This window comes from Mucilaginibacter sp. RCC_168 (assembly GCF_041355315.1).
Classification (GTDB): Bacteria; Bacteroidota; Bacteroidia; order Sphingobacteriales; family Sphingobacteriaceae; genus Mucilaginibacter.
The window spans coordinates 123134-145057 of sequence record NZ_JBFUPN010000013.1 but is presented as its reverse complement, the minus strand read 5'-3'; the positions used below and the strand labels follow the sequence as shown (position 1 = coordinate 145057).

The window sequence follows — 21924 nt, the reverse complement described above, 5'->3', positions numbered from 1 at the left end:
CACTAAAATTGCACAGGGCTAATTAAGTCAATAGTTATACCATTAAAACAATCGTCCTGACATCCTTTCTTAACAAAACCACAACTGGATATCATGCCATTGTTTTTGGTTTCGAAATAAATATCGTTATTTTTCTTATCGGCTTTAAGCCAAACCGTTTTGGCCTTTTGATAAACACCATCTAAAGTAAGTGATTCACCAGCATCATTAGGATGAGTATTGATATGATCGGCATCTTCATGCCATTGCGAAACGGTATCCTGCTTATTGGTACCATCCCTTCGTAACCGAACAGCGGTAAAATCCCGAGAAGTAATTTTGCCGTTAATTACCCCAATTTTGGTCTCTGAACCATAACCTGTCCATGATCCAAAGTTTGTAGTATAAACGTAGGAATTATTAGAGCCTTTCTTGAAGCTCAACCAGGCATTATAGCTTTTGTTAAACTCATTTTCATTGGCGATATTATCTTTTTTGCAGCCGGTTATTGAAATTAAAATAATGATAACGGATAAGTATAGCGCTTTCATGATATAGGTTTTTAAACTATTACGCAAAAAATATTTCCTCCGCTACATTTTATAAAAATAATCTTATTTAATTTGGCCAAATGAAAATAGAAACTATAGCTATACACGCCGGGAATAAAAAGGACGAATCATCAAAAGCCGTGATACAACCTATTATATTGTCTACCACTTTTGAACGCGGTATCGATGGTGATTTCCCTGGCGGGCATATCTACAGCCGTTCATCAAACCCTAACAGGGCATCTTTGGAGAATGTATTAGCTCAGTTAGAGAACGGCGTTGACGCTGCCTCATTTTCATCGGGAAACGCGGCAGGTATGTCAGTATTTCAATCGTTGCCTGCAGGGACGCATATTATAGCGCCTGATGATATGTATCATGGTTTGCGCAATCAACTCAAAAACCTATTTGCTGGTATTTTAACTTTTGATTTTATTGATGTAAACGATGCGGAGCTGTTGCTACAGCATATTAAACCCGAAACCGGTTTAATATGGTTGGAAACGCCGTCGAACCCATTGCTCAAGATAACTGATATTAAAAAGGTTGTGGCTATTGCTAAAGCCAGGGGGATTAAAGTGGTTTGCGATAACACTTTCGCTACTCCGATATGCCAGCAACCACTTGCTTTGGGTGCCGATCTGGTGATGCACTCAGCAACCAAATATTTTGGCGGCCACAGCGACCTGATGGGTGGCGCTTTAATTACTGCCGAAAAAAACGAATGGTGGCAAAAAATACGCCAGGTACAGGAAATGGGTGGTGCCATCCCCTCCCCAACCGATTGCTATTACCTGGCCCGCAGTATTAAAACATTACCTTATCGCGTTAAAGGTCACGTACAGAACGCGCAGCTGTTGGCTGAGTTTTTAGAACAGCATCCCATGGTTGAGCGAGTAATGTATCCGGGCCTGCCATCGCATCCGCAACACACCATAGCTAAAGAACAAATGCTGGCTTTTGGTGGCATGCTGTCTTTTATTATTAAGGGCGATGAAAATGATACGCATAATATCATCAACAAACTCAACTTATTTACCCGTGCCACCAGTCTGGGAGGTGTTGAAAGCTTGATGGAACACCGTGCAACTGTTGAGGGGCCGGATACTAAAACACCACGGAACCTATTGAGGGTATCTGTAGGCTTAGAACATATAGATGATCTGATAGCGGATTTAGAGCAAGCATTGAATTAGGATAAAGGTAAAAAGTGAAAGGCAAAAGGTCATTTTTACGAATATTAAAACGAGATCTTTCGCCCTTAACCTTTCGCCTTTTACCTTAAAGAAAAATTTAATTTGGAATTTCAATATATATCACCCTATATTTGCAACAATATTTGGTAGCGATACCATTGATCAATTCCCCGCGATAGTTCGGGTTTTGATTTATAAAGAAGCGGCGAGAGATCAGGCTCAATGACCCGCTGGCAACCCTCCAAAATTGGAGAAGGTGCCAATTCCTGTCCCGGAAAATAACCCCGGGGAATATAAATTTATAACCATGAAAAGTTTAATTAAATTTAATCAGTACAACATTTTTAATACCTCAAACGGTAACATACAACCTATTTGCTTAAATATTAGCGGTATTTGTATGTGTTGCTGCTGCTGATCGACTTAACACGTCTTCTTTTTCTGATCCCGAAAAACACACGTGTTGCAACAACTGGTAAAGATTATTTACCGGCAGGTTAAAAATCCATCAAATCGTCAAAAAATTAATTAAACACATTTCAATCTTACAACCATGTCTGCCAACAATTTAAAATTCGAAACCCTACAATTACATGCAGGTCAGGAAGTCGACCCGACCACTGGTTCACGTGCTGTGCCGCTTTACCAAACCACGTCATACGTATTTAAAAATGCGGAGCATGGGGCTAATCTTTTCGCGCTGAAAGAGTTTGGTAATATTTACACCCGTTTAATGAATCCTACTACAGATGTGTTTGAAAAACGTGTGGCGGCTTTAGAGGGTGGTGTTGCGGCTTTGGCTACAGCATCGGGCCAGGCTGCGCAGTTTTTAGCCTTAAATAATATATTGCAGGCCGGTGATAATTTTGTTACCTCACCTTTTCTTTACGGCGGTACTTACAATCAATTCAAAGTAGCTTTTAAGCGTTTGGGCATCGACGTACGTTTTGCAAAAGATGATACAGCCGAAAACCTTGAGGCTTTAATTGATAATAAAACCAAAGCTATTTACCTGGAAACCATTGGTAATCCTGGATATGCGATAGCTGACTTTGAAAAGGTAGCCGCGTTAGCCAAAAAGCATGACCTGCCGCTTATTGTTGATAATACATTTGGCGCAGCCGGATATCTTTTTCGACCGCTGGAGCACGGAGCTCACATTGTGGTGCAATCAACTACCAAATGGATAGGCGGTCATGGTACCAGTATTGGTGGTGTTATTGTTGACGGTGGTAATTATAACTGGGGTAACGGAAAATTCCCTCAGTTTACAGAACCATCCGAAGGCTATCACGGTTTGGTATTTGCTGATGTATTTGGTATCAATGGCCCGTTTGGTAACATTCAGTTTATTATACGCGCCCGTGTTGAAGGTTTACGTGACTTTGGCCCTTCACAATCGCCATTTAATTCATGGTTGAACATCCAGGGTTTGGAAACCTTGTCTTTGCGTGTACAACGCCATGTAGATAATGCATTGGAACTGGCCAAATGGCTGGAGCAGCATCCGCAAGTAGCGAAGGTGAGCTATCCGGGACTACAGTCATCACCATATCATGCGCTGGCAAAAAAATATTTAAAAAACGGTTTTGGAGCGGTGTTGTCATTTGAAATCAAAGGTGATAAACAACAAGCAAGTCATTTTATCGACAGTTTACAACTGGTAAGCCATCTGGCTAACCTGGGTGATGCCAAAACGCTGATCATTCAGCCATCGGCCACAACGCATCAGCAACTGTCTGACGAAGAACAGTTATCAGCCGGGGTTACGCCAACATCATTAAGAGTATCGGTAGGCATCGAACACATTGATGATATCAAAGCCGATTTTGAACAGGCATTTGCCAAAGTAAAGCAGCTTGCTGCAGAGTTAGTATAATAGTGAGTGGTGAGCTGTGAGTGGTGAGTTGGCAACTTAAACTCAAGCTTAAAACTCGAATAATAAAATAATGAATACAGAAATATTTAAGTACACAGAAGCATTTGAATTTGAATCGGGTCAGCAGATACAGGATCTGGAAATTGGTTTTCATACTTATGGCAGGTTAAATAAAGCGAAGGACAATGTGATCTGGATCTGTCATGCACTTACAGCCAATGCCGATGTGTTTGACTGGTGGAAAGGCCTGGTAGGTACCGGGTTCCTTTTTAACCCTGAAGAACATTTTATTGTGTGCGCGAATATTCTAGGTTCACCTTATGGTACAAGTAATCCTTTGAGCATCAATCCGGTAAGCGGGCAACCTTATTTTCAGGCATTTCCGCAGTTTACCATCAGGGATATTATAAAAGCACATCAGTTATTGGCAGATCATTTACAGATCGAAAATATTCATATCCTTATAGGTGGTTCACTTGGTGGCCAACAAGCGGTAGAGTGGGCTATTATAGAACCTGAACGGATCAAAAACCTGATCCTTATTGCTACCAACGCCCGTCATTCACCCTGGGGTATCGCGTTTAATGAGTCTCAGCGCCTCGCTATTACTACCGACCGTACTTTTTATGCCAATACACCAGATGGTGGCCAAAAAGGGCTTAAAGCGGCGAGAAGTATCGCCCTGCTCTCCTATCGTGGATATAAAACTTATTCCATAACCCAGCAGGAAGAAAGTGATGATAAAGTAGATGATTATCGTGCGTCGACCTATCAAAGCTACCAGGGACAGAAACTGGTGAACCGGTTTAACGCCTACAGTTACTGGTACTTAACCAAAACCATGGATTCACATAATGTGGGGCGTGGCCGTAATGGAGTTGAAAAAGCATTGAGTTTGATCAAAGCACGTACTTTGGTGATCGGCATTCATTCGGATGTGTTGTTCCCGCTTGAAGAACAGAAGTATTTATTTAATCATATCCCAAAATCAGCCTTTGCCGAGCTCGATTCATTTTATGGTCATGATGGGTTTTTAATTGAGACAGAAGCATTAACAAATATCATCACATCGTTTTTTAAAACAGATGTAAAAGGAAAAATTATAGAACTACAACGTACAGCGTAATGAGTAAAAAGTTAAATATCGGATTATTTGGATTTGGAGTTGTTGGACAAGGGCTTTATGATATCGTTAAAACCAAAAATTTAAACATTGAAATTGTAAAATTTGCCATAAAGGATCCGCATAAAGAGCGTTCCCTGCCGGCACATTTATTTACTACCGACCGGGATGAACTACTTGATAACCCGGAGATCAATACCATTGTTGAGCTGATCAATGATACCGAAGCGGCTTTTGAAATTGTGTCAAGAGCGTTAAAATCTGGTAAAAATGTGGTGTCAGCCAGTAAAAAAATGATCGCCCTTCATCTGGAGGAATTAATTGAGTTACAACATAAATACGGTACATCTTTATTATATGAGGGTGCGGTTTGCGGCAGTATCCCGATCATCCGTAACCTGGAAGAGTATTATGATAATGAATTGCTGCATTCTATCAGCGGTATTTTTAACGGTTCATCAAATTACATCCTTTCAAAAGGCTTTATTGAAGGGTTGGATTATGATAGCGCCCTGAAACAAGCTCAGGATCTTGGCTTTGCAGAAACCGACCCGACCAGTGATGTGGGTGGTTTTGACGCCAAATATAAACTGGTGATAGCTGCTGCTCATGCCTATGGTGTAATTGTACAGCCTGATGAAGTATTTAACTTCGGTATACAAAACCTGGGCGCGCAAGACTTACAATACGCCCGCGAAAAAAATCTGAAAATAAAACTGGTTCCTGTAGCTAAAGAACTGGATGAACGCAACGTAGCCTTATTTGTACTGCCTAAGTTTGTGAACGAAACGGAGTTTTTATACAATGTGGAGTATGAATATAACGGCGTAACCGTGCAGGCTGCATTTGCGGATCAGCAATTCTTTTTTGGTAAAGGCGCAGGTGGCCATCCTACCGGATCGGCTGTGTTATCTGACATCGCGGCTTTGCGTTATAACTATCAGTATGAGTATAAAAAAGCTAAGGAAAAAACCGACCTTAACTTTACTAATAATATTGAACTGAATATTTACCTGAGATATGATGATGAAAGCCTGGTTGAAGCCTTAAACTTCAAACACATACAAGAGCGCTATTACTCGGGCAGCTATAAGTTTGTTATTGGGAAAGTCAATCTTCAAAATCTGATTGATAATCAGGATTTGATTTCTGAGAGCAAAGCCTTTATCGCTTTTGCTGATCAACTTACCGGAGTGAGTTTAGCATCAGAAAAAGAATTAGCAGTTGAGGCTGTATAAACTTTATTTGTAGAATGATATAAAAGGCTCTGGAAACGGGGCCTTTTTATTTAAACCTTGGCAAAGTAAGCCGCTATGCGTTTACCAAAAGCTACCGTGATAATGCCTATGAATAATCTTGAGCAGGAAGATATTACACTTTGCTGATCAGCGACGTTGGTCAAGTTATATATTCTGTAGATCAGATCGGGCAGGGTATTTACGATCAGCAAGCCACCAATGATCAGGAGCGCCATTTCATAGATCACCTTCCTGTCTGCAAACAATTTTGCATTTTCCTGGTAATCTGCCGAATTGGTAACCAAGCGGGTAATAAACTTTGTTTTAGCTATAAGAAAAATAGCCAGGATGAATAATAAGGCAAATTGCAAACTGTTTATCCATAAATCGTTGATCTGCTCTGCCCCTTGCGCTGCATTCATATTACCACCGTGCGCACTTAAAAAAGTAAGTAAGCCAGGTAGTTTGGAGATATCCGCCACCAAAAGATAAATACCAAGAATTTTTATGGCAATTTCATAAACATCAGATTTTTTCATTTTTTGAGTGGAGATAAGATTTATAATGCAACGAATATAAACAAATACCACACATATAAAAATGAAACCGTTGTGTTTGCTGATTAATCCAGATAATAATGCCTTATCTGGTTTAATCCCTCATCAAGTTCGTATACCCAGGGTATAGCGGTGGGTATTTCGAGCTCACTTACTTCTTCATCGCTCAAATGATCAATATATTTTACTAAAGCACGAAGACTATTTCCGTGAGCAACAATCACCACCTTTTGGTTACGGCGCATAGCTTTTACGATACGCTCATTCCAGAAAGGTAAAACACGATCCATGGTTTCGCTTAGGTTTTCAGTCAACGGCAGCTCGCGGTCGGTCAAGCCCTTATACCGCAGATCATGGCCGGGATAACGCGGATCACTTGTGGTGATAGCCGGCGGGTGCTCATTAGGGTCGCGTCGCCATTTATGCACCTGTTCTGCCCCGTATTGTGCAATGGCTTCATCTTTATTCATGCCCTGTAATGCGCCATAAAAACGTTCATTTAAGCGCCATGATTTTTCAACCGGTATCCAGAGGTGATCCAACTCCTCCAAAATAAAATGCAGGGTTTTGATAGATCGTTTAAGGTACGATGTAAAACCTACATCAAAATTGTAATCGTTCTTTTTAAGGATGCGACCAGCGTTTTTGGCCTGCTCATAACCATTTTCAGACAGATCAACGTCTTCCCAGCCGGTAAAGCGGTTTTCCAGGTTCCAGGCGCTTTCGCCGTGGCGTATCAATACTAATTTCTGCATAGATAAATACTTAACGTAAAAGTACTCCTGGAGTTGTAAAAATTTGCTTAATATTTATAAATCAGTTAGATTGCGGCGAACCTATAAAAAATCTAACCTATTATGATCCCTACAACGCCTGTAGCAGTTAAAGATGGCATCGCCAATCCTGCTCCTCTTGGACTTTGTGCCTTCGGCATGACCACTGTATTGTTGAACATTCACAATGCCGGTTTTTTTGAAATGAACACCATGATATTGGCCATGGGTATATTTTACGGCGGACTGGCCCAAGTAATAGCCGGTGTTATTGAAGCCAAAAAGAATAATACCTTCGGCTTAACCGCTTTTACATCTTATGGTTTCTTCTGGCTGTCATTAGTAGGTTTAATTGTGATGCCAAAGCTGGGCTGGGGCGCTGCACCTTCAGAGGGCGCTATGTGTGCTTATTTAAGTGTATGGGGTGTATTTACTTTACTGTTGTTTTTTGGAACGTTGAAACTTAATCGTGCATTACAGTTTGTATTTGCATCCTTAACTATATTGTTCTTTTTGCTGGTAGCTGGCGATGCTACAGGCAACGTCAGCATAAAACATCTGGCCGGGTACGAGGGTATTATTTGCGGTGCATCAGCTATATATACAGGTATCGCCAATGTGTTAAATGAGATTTACGGCAGGACGGTATTACCTGTAGGTCCGGTTAATGTTTAATTTAAAAGCTAAAATTAATTCTGCTAAATTGCGCAGGTGAAAGATTTTAAAAAATATTATAGTATACCAGCCGCGCCCGAGGAGATCTATATGGCCCTCACCAATCCTATTACTATGGAATTATGGACTGGAGAAACGGCTGAAATGTCGACCGAACCAGGTTCTGAGTTTTCCATGTGGGATGGTAGCATTACCGGCAAAAACCTGGAGTTTGAGCTAAATAAAAGAATAGTACAGCAATGGTATTTTGAGGGTGAATCCGATAACTCCATTGTAACTATTAAACTACATCCGGATAAAAAAGGATCGTCTGTGGAACTCAGGCACACTAATATTCCAGATAACGATTTTGATGATATGGTTGATGGCTGGAACAATAGCTATTTTGGCGGCTTGATAGACTTTTTTGAAGGAGAATAATGATAAAATAAAACAGGAAAGCCGCTCATTTGAGCGGCTTTCCTGTTTTTTATAGATTGTATCTAAACTGAAATCCAACTATTAGTATAATGTGAACTCAACCCTGCGGTTTGCCTGACGGCCTGCAGCTGTTTTGTTAGATGCAATTGGTTGTGTTTGACCATAACCTGTAGCTTCAATACGTGATGCATTGGCACCTTTGCTTACTAAGTAAGATTTGATTGACTCTGCACGATCTTTTGATAACCTCATGTTCAGATCTTTAGAACCTGTGTTATCAGTATGGCCTGCTAATTTTAAGCTAAAATTTTTGTCGATCAATAAGTTGGCAACCCTATCTAAACTTGGTAATGAGTGAGCGCGGATAGTTGATTTACCCAAATCAAACTCCAGGTTTTTGATCGCGTCTTTAACAACTTTCTTGTCTTCCTCAGTTACCATAATAACCGGTTTAGCTAATGGACAGCCAGAACCATCTACTTTGGTACCAGAAGGTGTGTTTGGACATTTATCATTAATATCCAGAACTCCATCGCCATCACTATCAGTTGTTAATTTGGCAAGGTTAGCATTAGTAGTGTTCAAATCATTTCTTAACTGGTCATTTTTAGCTCTTTCTGCATCAATTTCTTTTTGTAATGCGGTCTTGGTTTGTTGATTTTCCCATAAGTATTCTTTACGCATAGATGATACAGGATTGTGTGTTGCCATTTGTGGTTTTTTGCGACTGCCTAAAGCAAATTCCAAACCGATGTGCGCATAAGAGAACCTATCGTTAGTTGATCCGTAGTTATTAGCATCAAAATTGTCAGATTGTACAAAGTTAACCTGGTAACCCAAATCAAGGTTTACACCCGGAGCAATGTCAAATTTCAAACCCAATCCAACCGGGATAAAAACTTCTTTGGTTGATTTTCCGTCAGCTCTGAAATTAGTTTCCTGGCCACCTGCAGCGGTTATTTTTTGCTTATAACTCATGTATCCACCACCTACTGTTAAATAAGGCTGAATAAACGGTTTGTCATGGCGCCAGTTAATGTTTGCCAATGTAATGTTGGCACTTAATGCAGCAGACCAGTTAATATCGGTAGTATATGAACTGTAAATAGAATTACCCGATGCATCTACCTGGGCGCTATTATTACCCTTCACTTTACCACGCAGGAAATCAGCTTGTATGCCTAATGATGGTAGAATTTGATTTTTAATGTAAGCACCATAGCCTAACTGTTCAGTCGGGTTCTTAAAGTCTTGTCTGCCATTGGTACCGAAAATGGTAAACGGGGTTAACATACCTCCATGTACACCTACAGACCACGTGCGCAGCTTATCGCCGCCTGAGAAAGGTTTTACATAATCGTAGCCTGACGCTGTTGAGTCAGGGGATTGGGCAAATAGTTTACCACCTACCATAAGTCCTGTTAGCAGCAATGTGGTTTTTTTTAAATTTGATTTCATATCGTTGTGTTTAATTAGTGGTTTACTGTTCAATAAACCATACCCCCCTTAGGCAACATTGATGCCAGTGGTTTTTTTCTACAACGCATGTTCAGGATAAAATCCAGCTATGTTTTTAAATTTTAGCGTTAAAATTCAGGTATAAATAGCTGATAGAACCTGTTTTAAGCAATCTGATCGGATAAGAAAGAAACCCGTGTTTTAACGGGTAACAATGGCAACCTACCGATTTTTGGGATCAAATAATTAATGAGTTAAAAACAGTACAGTATGTATTAAAAACCTTATTTTTGTATATATTAACCTATACAATAATTAACTATAAGTATATTTTTAATAAAAAACGAAAACCTCGAAGATGAAATTTGGATGAAATTTGAATTTTGGGAGGATTCTTGTTTATTATTTCCTACCCTTTATGAGGGAATATAATATGATATTATAAATAAAATAATAAATACATAAGATCAGGCCATTACCGCGAGGGTATTAAATATTTTTTGTCCCAATTTGGTATCACCCACCAATATGGAATTTTGTATACCTGTTTCAGGTGTGACGGCTCTGGTGAAAAGCTTCCAGGCTATATCGGGGGTGATGCTTACTTTGCAATCTGCAGGTTTATCACTTTCAGCGACAAAATTCCAACCCTCAGCACCTTTTTGAAGGTACCAGTTACCACCAATCTCACTTTGGATAATTATTTCAATTAAGGTGGTTTCCGGAGCCGGCACATTGCGATAGCTATGTGGCAAAGCATACATAAAAGTGGCTAAGCAGGGATAAAAGAGCTCCCTGTGCATGATACCTGGTTTGTTTACGGCATCACGTATCTGTTGCTGATGATGCCACTTTTCGGTGTACTCCCTGGCTATATGAAACCAATTGGCTGATTGCTCCTCTCCTGCCCAGGCAACTGAAAACCTGGCGCTGGCATAAGGATCTAAAGAGGCTAATTCATCGGCAAACTGTTGGCCTGTTGTTTCAAGCAGTTGTATCAGCAGATCGGGGCTTACCTGTTTCATGGCTTTTACCCAAACCCTGTTCTCCTCATTAAGGAAATTAACCAGGTCCTGATAGCTGTGGATCACCGGCGGCGTATCCACGGTAAACGATTGTTTGGAGGATATAATACGCACGTTGCCATGCAAAAGATGAGCTGCGATATCCTTAACCGTCCATAATTTAGCTACGGTAGGTTTGTTCCAGTCATTAGGCGACAGGGACCTGAGCAATTCAATAAGCAATTGATCCAGAACCGGAAAAAGGTGTGTCGTTTGTATAGGGATAGGGTTCATAGTTGATGGTTCATAGTTCATAGCAGCCCCATGTTGATAAAATGTGTCCATGAACCATGAACCATCGACTATGAGCTATAATACAGCTGGGTGTACAAAAACTTTTGATTTAATATCAGCGCCGGCCTTACCTAATGTAGCGGCCACCGAGCAATATTTGGATAATGATAGTTCAACCGCGCGGGCGGCTTTATCTTCATCAATATCACCGTATAAATGAAATTCAATTTCAATATCTTCCCATAATGAAGGTTCCTTACCTGCTTCGCGCTCGCCATTAACCACCATTTTATAATCGGTTACATCCTGGCGTTGTTTTTTCAGGATGCTGATCACGTCGATGGCCGAGCAGCCAGCAAGACCCATTAAAAGTATCTGCATTGGGCGAACACCAAAATTATCGCCGCCACTTTCGGGACTGCTGTCCATTTTTACAGTGTGCCCGTTGGCATCAACCGCTTCAAACCCGAAATCACCGTGTACACGTTTAAGTTCTATTCTGTTAGGCATATTGAATATATTGTATGGCTAAGTTACGTATTTACACCCGCTTCGTAAAGTATACTGGAATGCTTTGTATTGTTTTTAATAAAAATGATCTTAAACTGATGGTTTCCTGTCCTTTACTGGTATCACTAATTTTAAGCCCGACCATGTTTCATCTACCGCGCAAACTTTTATATCAACCAACCCGTTTTTAAGGGCAGTATCCCTAACCAGGTCCTCCGTTACGTCGGTTATTACTTTGGAGGCTTTTTTTGGCCAGGAAACCCATATCATGCCGTTCTGCTTAATTTGCCCTTTTAATAGCGGCAGCCTGATTAGCAGCTCATCCTTGTTCAGGGTAAAAAAGTGGATAAAATCTTTTGGTGTGTCTGCTGTATCATCAAAGTACAACTCCGGGGGCAGATCGGTAAATAAGTCCATATAATGGTTGGGTGCATTGATCAGTTTGATCCTGAACCCGGGTTTGATGCCCAGTTTTTTGGCGAGCGGTGTTCCTGAATATCCGGCCATGATACGATATGGTTTAGGTACTGTTTTTAACGTTTAGTACGGTGGAAAACTTTTTAAACCTCTAATTTTAACACTTTTCTGCTCAAAAACAGTTGAAAATTGATCAAAAATCACTCGAAAAACATCGATTTTAACACTTTTTAACAAATTTTAACGCGGTTTTGATGAGTTTTTAAAACTTTAAAAAGTAATAAAGTATTGATAGTCAAATAGCTAAATGCTAAAACGGTCAATTTTTATTTTTTCTCCTTAACAAAACAGCCCGGTTTTCCTTTTTGATGAGAAAAATCGGGCTGCTTTATGAATATAAAGATACGAAAAACTTACCAGAATTTCTAAATATCCGGTCATAACCCAATCTGCCGCAGGTGGTGCTTTGAATGCTCCACGTAATCGTTAGCTAACCAGGCTACTGTTTGTAGGTTAGGTTCCAGTTTGCTGTTGTCGCAACGGGCATCTACCCTATCCAAAGGATAATTTTTTAATACGCTGATGATCTGTTTGTTCAGCAAGGTCCAAAGGTCAATGAGATCATTGATATCAGCTTCCTGATAACGCTGTGCTGTTACCCAGGCGTCTTGTTCATAGGTGAGCCTGAAGTTTTCTTCGTAGGTACAGCGTATAAACCTTTGCAGGTTGATATGCGCGCTATCTATCAAATGCCCGAGGATCTCTTTCTTTGACCATTTGTCGATTGCCGGTTTAGTTTCCCAGTCAATTGCCCGCGACCGGATTTCCTGAAATTCATTAATAATATCGGTTAATTCTTGTACAATGTGGTTCATTTTGCTTTAATCAAATAGTATTTAAAGATTGTTATTTCATATTAAATAACAAAACCATTAACTATAGTTAGTTAATGGTTTCTTTGTCTGCACAAACATGCCATATGTGCTTTATTTATTGGGGATTTATTGTTTTAAAGCAGCCGGCTTTTGGCATTCAGTAATTACTTTATCAATAAATTTTACCCAATGAGGTCCATAGCCAATTGTATTATATCTTACTATTCCTTGTTTATCAATAATAACGTTGACTGGAAATTGCTGTATACCAAAGCTATCCGCGTAAGATTTTCCATCCACAACTTGTTGATAAGTAAAGGGCGTGTCTTTTATGAATTTCTCTACATCGTTTTGAGGATCCAGGCATATGGCAATAAAAACCACTTCCTTATCGCTAAGATATTTGGTTACTATATTGTTTAATTCTGGGATTTCCACCCGACATGGCAAACAATTGATAAACCAAAAATTAATAACTACAATTTTCCCAGCCCAATCTTCCGGTAAAAATTTAAATTTATTTATACCCTTAATTGCGAATGGTTTTATGGGTTCACCATTAGTAAAATAAGGCCCCTGATCAGGTTGAGGCATGTTAGCTATAGACTCGGCTATCTCTTCTTTTGATAGTTTATTTAACACATAGTATAAGCTATCTGTTCCAACCTGTATTTGTTTAATTAAGTACTCCCCTGTCATGAGTAGCTTTTTCCAGTTTTCATAAGGCAATGCCTTACCCGATGAATCTGTAACCAATGAGATTTCATTTGGGTGATTAAATGCCTTTGTCTTTTGATTGGTTTGCGCATTGCTGTTTAAATGCCAGGCCGCAAAGCATAAAAGTAACATTAGAAGTCTGTTCATAACTATAATAAGAAGCTATGTTTTTTGATTGGGAATATGTTGTATTTTTATTTGAAAATAAAACCCTTGCTTTATTAATTAACGGCTACTTTATTTATCATCTTAACTTTGCGTGCATTTAATGCTTCATTATTGCTAACACACGCGAGGTCTAACTACAGTAAAGCAGCGTCACATTTCTCCTTTCGCACTAATCTTTATAAAAATTGGTGATTGCATAACCGCTTTGCCCGTAAAATCTTTTTTGTTAAATTTAAAATACGACTCTAAATAATCATTAGTATAATATTTATTCGAATTAGGTAACTGAGGTTCAAAACTTACCGGGAATAATAAAGAAAGATTTTTATACGATTTTATTTTAGCATATCTTTCCAAAGTGGCGTTATCATCATGCCACTTTTCCCTGTTTTCAAAAGCTTTAACGAAAGCAGAGTCGGCGCTATCTGAAAATCTCATATCTGTTACTTTACCATTTTTATCAAAATCAATTTTGAGTATTGCAAAAGTTGGGGTAGTTGTAGACATGTAAGGTGAATGATAAAAGCTACTATAAATAGTATTTGAAATTTCTGTGTAAAGACTGTCCAAGGCAGTCGGCTTATATTTTTCCAAATCTCTCCCCTTTTCCTGGGCTTTTAAGTTACTGATCAATAAAAAGCATGAGGTGAGGGTAATAATGGTTTTTGCAATATTTTTCATGTTCAGATTTTAATTACATCTGTTACCTAAAGAACCAATTGAATATGCTGCTTGCGTAGCATCAAAACTGCCCAATAACCCCATATCGCTTGCGATTGTATCTTTAAAGGTATTTGTTTGGAATAGTCCACCTAAAGCCAGACTTTTAGCGTCAGAATCAGTAAGTCCTGGAAATAATTGTTGTAGGGAAGATGCTATTTTGGTAACATAGTTTATAGCCATTTCTTCGTGTTGCTCTATGGCGGGCATATTTTTAGCTATCATGTAAGCATGTAATGCCTCGTGCATGATAACCCTTGAAATGTATTGCTGCGAATAAGATGGCATCGTATTTTTATTTAGTTGTATAGTTATATTAAGATTACCATTGGCATCAAAATATCCATTGGGTTGTGTTGAACCATCTACCTGGTTACTAAGTGTTGTAACATCCTCAAAGGTTAAATTTAATTTATCAGAGTTCCCAAATATACTTTGTACGAGTGTATTAATTTGATTAGTTACTCCCGCAGAGATTGTTGCATCAACCATTTTTTTTAAACAGGGATCATTTACATTGTTGGTAACCTTTACTACTACCGGTGTTGTTGGGCAAGGGTTACCGGTTGGAGGAGGGAAACCCCCTATGGGTGTTACTGCTGTTTGTGTTTGAAGACTATTTACAGACAGTTTTCCCTGACTCCCGACATTGTTTAGACCGACAGGGACACAGGGGGTAGTGGGCGGAGATGATTGATTTCCATTGCTACCGCCGCCAACACCTCCTCCACCAGAACCGGTACCGCCTCCCGAGCCGTCACCGCCACCTCCTCCTGTTGTAAAAGTAACACATGTTTCTCCTAAATAAGTGTCCGGATAGGTAACACCATTAAAGCTAACTGTTTGATACCATTCCGTACAGACTGTTATTTTTTGAGCGAAGTTATCGGATTTGAGTCCCTGTGTTGTCTGTCCGCCGCCTTGGTTGATACCGGTTGGATTTCCTCCGGCAGAAATTTTTCCTGTAATAAAACCATTTTTGTAAGTCCAGCCACTTACAAAAGCACCTTTTGGAGTACTATAATAAAACTACACCGCTAAAATCGCTGTCGCGTTTATTGTATTTGTTGCCATCTAACTTATGCAGATCGCCCTTTAAATAAGCCGCGTCGGCTATAATAGTCATGATGTATGCATTGTACTTACCTAATTGCTTTATTAACAAAAACGAACTGCGACTTAAATTGGGATCATAGGCCTGATCGCCCTTTTCGTTTTTTAAGCCTAAAGCAATTTTGGCCGATGCAGCTGCATCAAAAGGCATTTCAAAAACATTATCATCAAATCGGGTATAAGTAGCCGCATGATTCCAATCAGGCTTGGTCGCCAGGCTAAAATCGAAATGGGTTGCTGTAGATTGGATGTTCAGCTTGCCGGTTCCTGAGGGGTAAGTACTTTCATACCAGCTTTTAGCCTCGGCAACTACCGGATTGGTGATCGTATTTTGTTGTGCCGTATGTGAGTCTTTTTTACAGCTGTTGATGATAAGAGCTATGGAGCTGAAAAAGACCAGCAGGAGCAAGTGTGATTTTTTTAACATGGTTTAGATGATGAAGTAATTTATTGCTGCTAAAATATCATTCCCCTATTATGACTGCAATAGGTGAAAACACCGTATTCTAAAATATAAAGCAAATATGATCTGTTTTTATTGCTGATGATCATGTAAGCCAGGCGGTGAATTTGACGAGCATATCTAAAGTCTCAAATCAAATTTATAACTTCAAAGCCTTAAACATTACTAATGGTTCTTAACTATATCTGGGTAGCCTTTTTCTTGATCGCTTTTGTAGTAGCCTTTATCAAGCTCGTCTTTTTGGGCGATACAGAAGCATTTAAGTTATTGGTTGATGGTATATTCAGTTCATCCAAATCGTCGGTAATGGATATAGCTTTGCCACTGATTGGCAATATGGCATTTTGGCTGGGTATATTGAATATTGGCGAAAAAGCGGGCGCCATTAATTTTCTTTCGCGTATTGTAGGACCTTTTTTCAAGAGGCTTTTTCCGGAAGTTCCCCACGACCACCCTGCTACCGGGCAAATGCTCATGAATTTTTCGGCCAACTTATTAGGGCTTGATAATGCTGCTACCCCGTTGGGTTTAAAAGCCATGGGGAGCTTGCAGGAGCTTAATCCCGATAAAGAATCGGCCTCAAACGCCCAGATTATGTTCCTGGTGCTGCATACTTCTGGTTTACAGCTTATACCGGTTACCATCATAGCGCAGCGGGCCATATTAAACGCCGCTAACCCTACCGATGTATTTATTCCCTGTATTATTGCCACCTACGTAGCTACTGTAGTAGGCTTGCTGGCCGTGGCCATTAAGCAGAAAATAAACTTGTTTGACAGGGTGATCATTGCCTGGCTGGGCGGTTTAACCGCCTTTATAACCCTGCTCATCTGGTGCTTTACTCATTACCTCACCAAGGGGCAAATCAGCGCGGTATCAAATGTAGGTAGTAACTTTTTGTTGTTCACTGTACCCGTATTATTTATTCTGGGGGGCCTGATTAAAAAGGTCAATGTGTTTGATGCCTTTATTGATGGTGCTAAAGCCGGGTTTGAAACTTCGGTTAAAATAATACCTTATTTAGTGGCCATGCTGGTAGGCATCAGCGTTTTTAGAAGTTGCGGAGCTTTGGATTATATGAACGACGGTTTACGCTGGGTATGCACACAATTTAACTTCAATACCCGTTTTGTGGATGCTATGCCGGTAGCCTACATGAAACCTCTGAGTGGATCTGGCTCAAAAGCCATGATGATTAATACCATGCAAACCTTTGGTGTGGATAGCTTTGCCGGTCGCCTGGGTTGTATATTCAATGGTTCAGCAGATACCACTTTTTATATCGTAGCTTTATACTTTGGCTCGGTGGGTATTAAAAAATCACGTTATGCTATCCCGGCAGGCTTAATAGCTGATTTTGCAGGCATTATTGCCGCTATCCTGGTGGCATACTTGTTTTTTGGTTAACAAAGTTGTCTTTAGCGATTTACGATACTTTCCAACAAGTTAATTTCCTCGTATATTCTTCTCTTTTTTTGTAACCAGCAGGAAAAATATTCCGTATAAGAGTACTAATTCGCCTTCATGTGATAACCTACTCATGATCGCTTTAATGGTTAACAACTGTTTTACCCCCAAATTCACCTTATCGGCGGGTGAGTTAAGAAGCATTTGATCATCATGAAACCAATTTTTAATGAAGATAAAATACGCTAAAAAAACATTTTTTTTAGTCATTTCCCTACTATCTGCACTATTTGCACGGGCGCAAACCATCAATGTTGGTAATGTTGATGCGGGACCGTATGGTTCGGGCTCAAGTATCAGTATTCCAATAAAGCTTAACAATGGTTCCGGTTGTTTTGCCGTGACTAATGAATTTGACCTTTATCTGTCGGATGCTAACGGCAATTTTGGCGCGCAGCAAAAAATAGGCAGTATCACCGGTTTTTATGCCACGTTTGTAAATGGTATTATTCCTGCCGGAACGCCATCCGGAACCGGGTATAAATTACGGGTGGCATCTACAGCGCCTGTTATTACCAGCGGCGCCTCATCGGCTTTTACTATTAACAATTCGACTGGGGTTGTTGCCGCGGTAAGCTCCCAGATCATCAATCCGCAATACCCCGAAGTATTCGGAACATGTAACGGCAAACCCAATGTCACTACAAAGTATACTTTTTTAAATCAATCCGCATCCGGAGCATCGGTTACAGCCACTTTTTTTAATGACCTGGCACAAGCCGCCGAAGGCGGCACCGTTAATGTTTCGCCCAATGCTGTTTTTGATGCCCAGGCGGCCAACTACACGGTAACTGTTAAAGCGGTAAATGGTGGCATTGTAGGTACAAAATCCTATTTACTCATGAATAACGTAGCCAATCGTGGTTTGGGTGCTACAGGTATTACCTCCGTATGCTTATCGGCAGGTAAAGGCGACCTGACTTTTAATGCCGATATCACCTCGCCCGAAACCGGTTTGCAGAATAACTATCCCGGCCATATTTATAAGGTAACCTGGGGCGATGGATCAACCAGTACATATACGCTTTGTGAGATCATAGCACAAGGCGGTAAACTGGTGCATACTTACACTGTATCATCGTGCGGCAATGTTTTTAATAATATCAAGAATGTTTTTGGGGTCGATCTGCAACTTACCAGTACTTACTGCGGTGATATTGGTACCCCGGCAACCCAATATGCACAGGTACTTACGCCGCCGGTAAATAAAATTTCGCCTGTAGATGTGGGGTGTATAAACACACCTGTTACCTTTGCTAATACCTCCTATCCGGGTCAATCAACCAGCACCACCAACACGTCTGCAAGTTGTATTAACACCGATGCCAAATACTCATGGTACGTTGACGGTGTACTGAAAGTGCAAAATTACGGCGCTACCCAACCTTTTGTTTACACTTTTACCACAACAGGTATACACAACGTAAGGTTAGTTCTGCAAAATACAGCAGGCGTTTGTGGTGCCGCGGATGTGGAAAATCCTATCTGTATCCAAAATCCGCCAAAACCAATATTTAATTTCCCTGTGAAAGCAGGCTGCAGCCCTTTAACTTTAATACCCGATAATACTTCGGTTATTGATGCCAATTGCAACAATACCAATGTATATCAATGGGTAACAGATGCGCCAGCCGGAAACCTTACTTATGCAGATAATACCAATGCTAATAGCCAACAACCCCACATGGTTTTTTCTAAGGCGGGTGTTTACCATGTTAACCTCATCATCAATACCAAAAGCTGCGGCCCGGTTTTGGGTACCGAACAAACCATAACGGTTGATGATACGCCAACAGCCCAGTTATCGGCGGATGCATCGGTATGTGGTATTAACCAAACCCTTAAATTCAATACTGATGCCAGTATTACCCACACTGTTTTAGGTGGCATAGGCGAACTTAAACCCGATTCTTACACCTGGATAATAAGCGGAGGAGCGGCTGAGTTTACGGGAGGTACAACGGCCAATTCCCAATATCCGCAGATATTATTTCATGACGCGGCAACTTATACGGTTAGTGTAGCGGTAAAAAACAATTGCGGGCAACCAGCTACAGCTATCCAGCATCTTACCTTCCAGGTGTCGCCAACCATCAGCGCAAATGGCCCTGCTTCTGTTTGCGCCGGGTCGGATATCAGCCTTACAGGTACAGTACCCAGCGGCACAATAACCGGTCAGGTATGGAAAGGTGGCACGGGAACTTTTAGCAACGCTAACGCATTGGTTACTACCTATACCCCATCCGCTGCCGATATTGCTGCGGGTAAAGTAATCTTCTCCTTAACCGGTACAACGTCGTTAGCCCCGCCCTGTGATAAGGTGGTAAGCACGGTCACGGTTACAATTCAACCGCAAACGGTTATTACCAGCGCTCCGGAAGTAAATAACCAGTGTTCGGGCACGGCCCTTAATTATCACATCACCTCAACACCCGGCAGCGCTTATAGCTGGACGGTGGATCCCACTAAAACATCGCCATCGGTTACAGGTTATACCAACGGAAGCGGTTCTGCTATCAATGATGTGCTTACCAACAACGATCCATCAAATCTTGCGATAGTGACCTATATTATACAGGCTACCGGCGGCAACTGTAACGGTGATCCTTTTACCTTAACGGTTCATGTTTTGCCTACAAACATTACGGCCGATTTTACGCCCAGTGTAACCGAGGGCTGCGGAGAGTTAACCGTTCAATTCACTAATACCTCGGCGCCACTCAACAGCAGTTTTGTATGGAATTTTGGCGATAACACACCCACTTCATCAGCAGTTAATCCATCACATACTTTTGAACCCGGCACTGATGGTAAGGACAAAACTTATACGGTGACTTTGCAATTGGTTAGCTCCTGTGGTAATATACCCATCAAGTCTGCTACCATCACTGTACACCCGGCAGCGCCTGTCGCGCTTATTCTTCCAGGTCCGCTTAGTGGCTGTTCGCCGTTTGATGTGACCGTCCAAAATGCCTCGCCGGGCAATAATAAAAGCTATACGTATCACTTATATGATCCGGCCACACAACAGGATGTCCTACCATCGATAACGCTTACAGATAAAAGTGCGGCTGTTTTCCATGTAGTTTCTACATTGGCCAAATTGTACAAATTGTATATGGTAGCCGAAGATCTTTGCGGTAATACTACAAAAAGTATAGAATGGCCTATCTCGGTATCGCCACCCGATTTTGTTGCAAAAACGTTTGTGACGGATAATAATAATACAGGCTGTGCTCCTTTCCCAACCAGCTTTGTGAATGCCTCAACCGGAGGCGATATATTTACCTATAACATATATGCCCCTGATGGTAATGTTACTCATATAACTGCAGGCGGTTTAGGCAGCACGCTTAATTATACGTTTAACCAGGCAGGTGTTTACAATGTTTCTATAACGGCGGCAAATGGCTGTTCGTCTATTGAATCGGATAAAGTAACGGTTACGGTAAACCCGTTACCATTGCCTGCTTTCTCTGCCGATGTTACTACGGGTTGTAAGACGCTGGTGGTAAATTTTACTAACAGCACGCAAGCGCCGGACGGTAATTCCAGCGCAAGCTCGTACCAGTACGACTGGGATTTTGGCGATGGCAGTCCGCACGTGTTTGAGCAAAACCCGGCTCCGCACACTTACCAGTTTAGTAACACACCCTTTACGGTTACGCTGGTGGCCACCAACCCGGTAACCGGATGTACAGCAACGCTGGTTAAAAACAGTTATATCACAGTTAACCCTCCGCCGTTCACGGCATTCGGGGTAAAACCAGATACGGTTATCAGTATCCCTAATTACCGGTTTACTTTTGTTGATCAAACCACCAACGGCCCTACACAATGGCATTGGGACTTTGGCGACGGGCAAACCTCCAACAATCAAAACCCTGCGCATAGTTATATTGATACAGGCACCTATAAAGTAACCTTAACCGCTTACCGAGGTAGCTGCGACAGCGTGATCTCGCACAAAGTTCATATTACAGGTATCCCCGGTCAGCTTTATCTGCCCAACGCGTTTATGCCGACAAGTGGCTCAACAGAGCTTCAGAAATTTATAGCCAAAGGCTCCGGCATTAAAAAATGGCATTTGCAGGTATACAATAATTACGGGCAGCTGATGTGGGAAACCGATAAACTCGATGATTTCAAAGGTACTCCTGTAAATGGTGATGGCTGGGATGGCACCTTCAGAGGATCGCCGGTACAGCAGGGTGTTTATATATGGCAGGCCTCTGCAACATTTATCAACGGAACAGAATGGAAAGGAATGAGCTATAACAACTCCTTACCCAAACGAACAGGTACCATCAATTTAATACGATAGCAG

Annotated in this window: 20 protein-coding genes and 1 riboswitch; of the genes, 8 read left to right on the top strand and 12 right to left on the bottom strand. The window is 41.0% G+C overall.

What is annotated here, in order from left to right; all coding sequences use genetic code 11:
- Positions 1-2 precede the first annotated feature (2 nt).
- Entirely contained in the window at positions 3-530 is a 528-nt protein-coding gene (locus tag AB6735_RS14145) for a hypothetical protein (RefSeq protein ID WP_370996498.1), read from the bottom strand.
- Between the two features lie 80 nt (positions 531-610).
- On the opposite strand from AB6735_RS14145, the gene AB6735_RS14140 reads away from it, so the two are divergent.
- The 4 genes from AB6735_RS14140 to AB6735_RS14125 all read left to right on the top strand — a co-directional run bounded on the left by AB6735_RS14140 (position 611) and on the right by AB6735_RS14125 (position 5966).
- Positions 611-1726 carry a PLP-dependent aspartate aminotransferase family protein gene (locus tag AB6735_RS14140; RefSeq protein ID WP_370996497.1) on the top strand — a complete coding sequence of 372 codons (1116 nt, stop codon included), beginning with the start codon at positions 611-613 and terminating at the stop codon, positions 1724-1726.
- A gap of 189 nt (positions 1727-1915) precedes the next feature.
- Positions 1916-2026: riboswitch (SAM riboswitch) on the top strand.
- A gap of 253 nt (positions 2027-2279) precedes the next feature.
- Positions 2280-3605, top strand: coding sequence for an O-acetylhomoserine aminocarboxypropyltransferase/cysteine synthase family protein (locus tag AB6735_RS14135; protein WP_370996496.1), 1326 nt, complete (start codon positions 2280-2282; stop codon positions 3603-3605).
- 70 nt (positions 3606-3675) lie between these two features.
- Positions 3676-4731, top strand: coding sequence for a homoserine O-acetyltransferase (gene metX / locus AB6735_RS14130; protein ID WP_370996495.1), 1056 nt, complete (start codon positions 3676-3678; stop codon positions 4729-4731).
- Positions 4731-5966: a homoserine dehydrogenase gene (locus AB6735_RS14125; protein WP_370996494.1), complete on the top strand. Its 1236-nt coding sequence runs from the start codon at positions 4731-4733 to the stop codon at positions 5964-5966. The genes metX and AB6735_RS14125 overlap by 1 nt, the downstream gene beginning before the upstream one ends.
- A 50-nt stretch (positions 5967-6016) precedes the next feature.
- Here the strand turns inward: AB6735_RS14125 and AB6735_RS14120 are convergent, their stop codons facing one another.
- Together AB6735_RS14120 and gpmA are read right to left on the bottom strand one after the other, a co-directional pair.
- Positions 6017-6505 carry a hypothetical protein gene (locus AB6735_RS14120; RefSeq protein ID WP_370996493.1) on the bottom strand — a complete coding sequence of 163 codons (489 nt, stop codon included), beginning with the start codon at positions 6503-6505 and terminating at the stop codon, positions 6017-6019.
- Positions 6506-6588: 83 nt separating this feature from the next.
- Entirely contained in the window at positions 6589-7278 is a 690-nt protein-coding gene (gene gpmA / locus AB6735_RS14115; protein ID WP_370996492.1) for a 2,3-diphosphoglycerate-dependent phosphoglycerate mutase, read from the bottom strand.
- A gap of 102 nt (positions 7279-7380) precedes the next feature.
- On the opposite strand from gpmA, the gene AB6735_RS14110 reads away from it, so the two are divergent.
- Positions 7381-7971 carry an acetate uptake transporter gene (locus tag AB6735_RS14110; RefSeq protein WP_370996491.1) on the top strand — a complete coding sequence of 197 codons (591 nt, stop codon included), beginning with the start codon at positions 7381-7383 and terminating at the stop codon, positions 7969-7971.
- A 36-nt stretch (positions 7972-8007) separates the two neighbouring features.
- Complete coding sequence (locus AB6735_RS14105; RefSeq protein ID WP_370996490.1) at positions 8008-8391, top strand: SRPBCC domain-containing protein; 384 nt, start codon at positions 8008-8010, stop codon at positions 8389-8391.
- Between the two features lie 81 nt (positions 8392-8472).
- On the opposite strand, the gene AB6735_RS14100 is transcribed toward AB6735_RS14105, so the two are convergent.
- The 9 genes from AB6735_RS14100 to AB6735_RS14060 form a co-directional block, all read right to left on the bottom strand.
- Positions 8473-9849 carry an OmpA family protein gene (locus AB6735_RS14100; RefSeq protein WP_370996489.1) on the bottom strand — a complete coding sequence of 459 codons (1377 nt, stop codon included), beginning with the start codon at positions 9847-9849 and terminating at the stop codon, positions 8473-8475.
- A 467-nt stretch (positions 9850-10316) separates the two neighbouring features.
- Positions 10317-11147, bottom strand: coding sequence for a maleylpyruvate isomerase N-terminal domain-containing protein (locus AB6735_RS14095; RefSeq protein ID WP_370996488.1), 831 nt, complete (start codon positions 11145-11147; stop codon positions 10317-10319).
- A gap of 75 nt (positions 11148-11222) precedes the next feature.
- Complete coding sequence (locus AB6735_RS14090) at positions 11223-11657, bottom strand: OsmC family protein (protein WP_370996487.1); 435 nt, start codon at positions 11655-11657, stop codon at positions 11223-11225.
- 90 nt (positions 11658-11747) lie between these two features.
- On the bottom strand, positions 11748-12164 hold the full coding sequence (locus AB6735_RS14085; RefSeq protein ID WP_370996486.1) for a DUF3052 family protein: 417 nt from the start codon (positions 12162-12164) through the stop codon (positions 11748-11750).
- Between the two features lie 347 nt (positions 12165-12511).
- Positions 12512-12949, bottom strand: a complete 438-nt coding sequence (locus tag AB6735_RS14080; RefSeq protein WP_370996485.1) for a DinB family protein — start codon at positions 12947-12949, stop codon at positions 12512-12514.
- Positions 12950-13075: 126 nt separating this feature from the next.
- Positions 13076-13813, bottom strand: coding sequence for a TlpA family protein disulfide reductase (locus AB6735_RS14075; protein WP_370996484.1), 738 nt, complete (start codon positions 13811-13813; stop codon positions 13076-13078).
- A 171-nt stretch (positions 13814-13984) separates the two neighbouring features.
- Entirely contained in the window at positions 13985-14515 is a 531-nt protein-coding gene (locus AB6735_RS14070) for a hypothetical protein (RefSeq protein ID WP_370996483.1), read from the bottom strand.
- 9 nt (positions 14516-14524) lie between these two features.
- Positions 14525-15046, bottom strand: coding sequence for a hypothetical protein (locus AB6735_RS14065; RefSeq protein ID WP_370996482.1), 522 nt, complete (start codon positions 15044-15046; stop codon positions 14525-14527).
- A gap of 526 nt (positions 15047-15572) precedes the next feature.
- A complete protein-coding gene (locus tag AB6735_RS14060) occupies positions 15573-16094 on the bottom strand; it encodes a hypothetical protein (RefSeq protein ID WP_370996481.1) in 522 nt (173 codons plus the stop codon).
- A gap of 204 nt (positions 16095-16298) precedes the next feature.
- On the opposite strand from AB6735_RS14060, the gene AB6735_RS14055 reads away from it, so the two are divergent.
- Positions 16299-17537 (top strand): nucleoside recognition domain-containing protein, encoded by a 1239-nt coding sequence (locus AB6735_RS14055; protein WP_370996480.1) that lies wholly within the window; start codon positions 16299-16301, stop codon positions 17535-17537.
- A gap of 229 nt (positions 17538-17766) precedes the next feature.
- Entirely contained in the window at positions 17767-21921 is a 4155-nt protein-coding gene (locus tag AB6735_RS14050; RefSeq protein ID WP_370996479.1) for a PKD domain-containing protein, read from the top strand.
- Positions 21922-21924 lie beyond the last annotated feature (3 nt).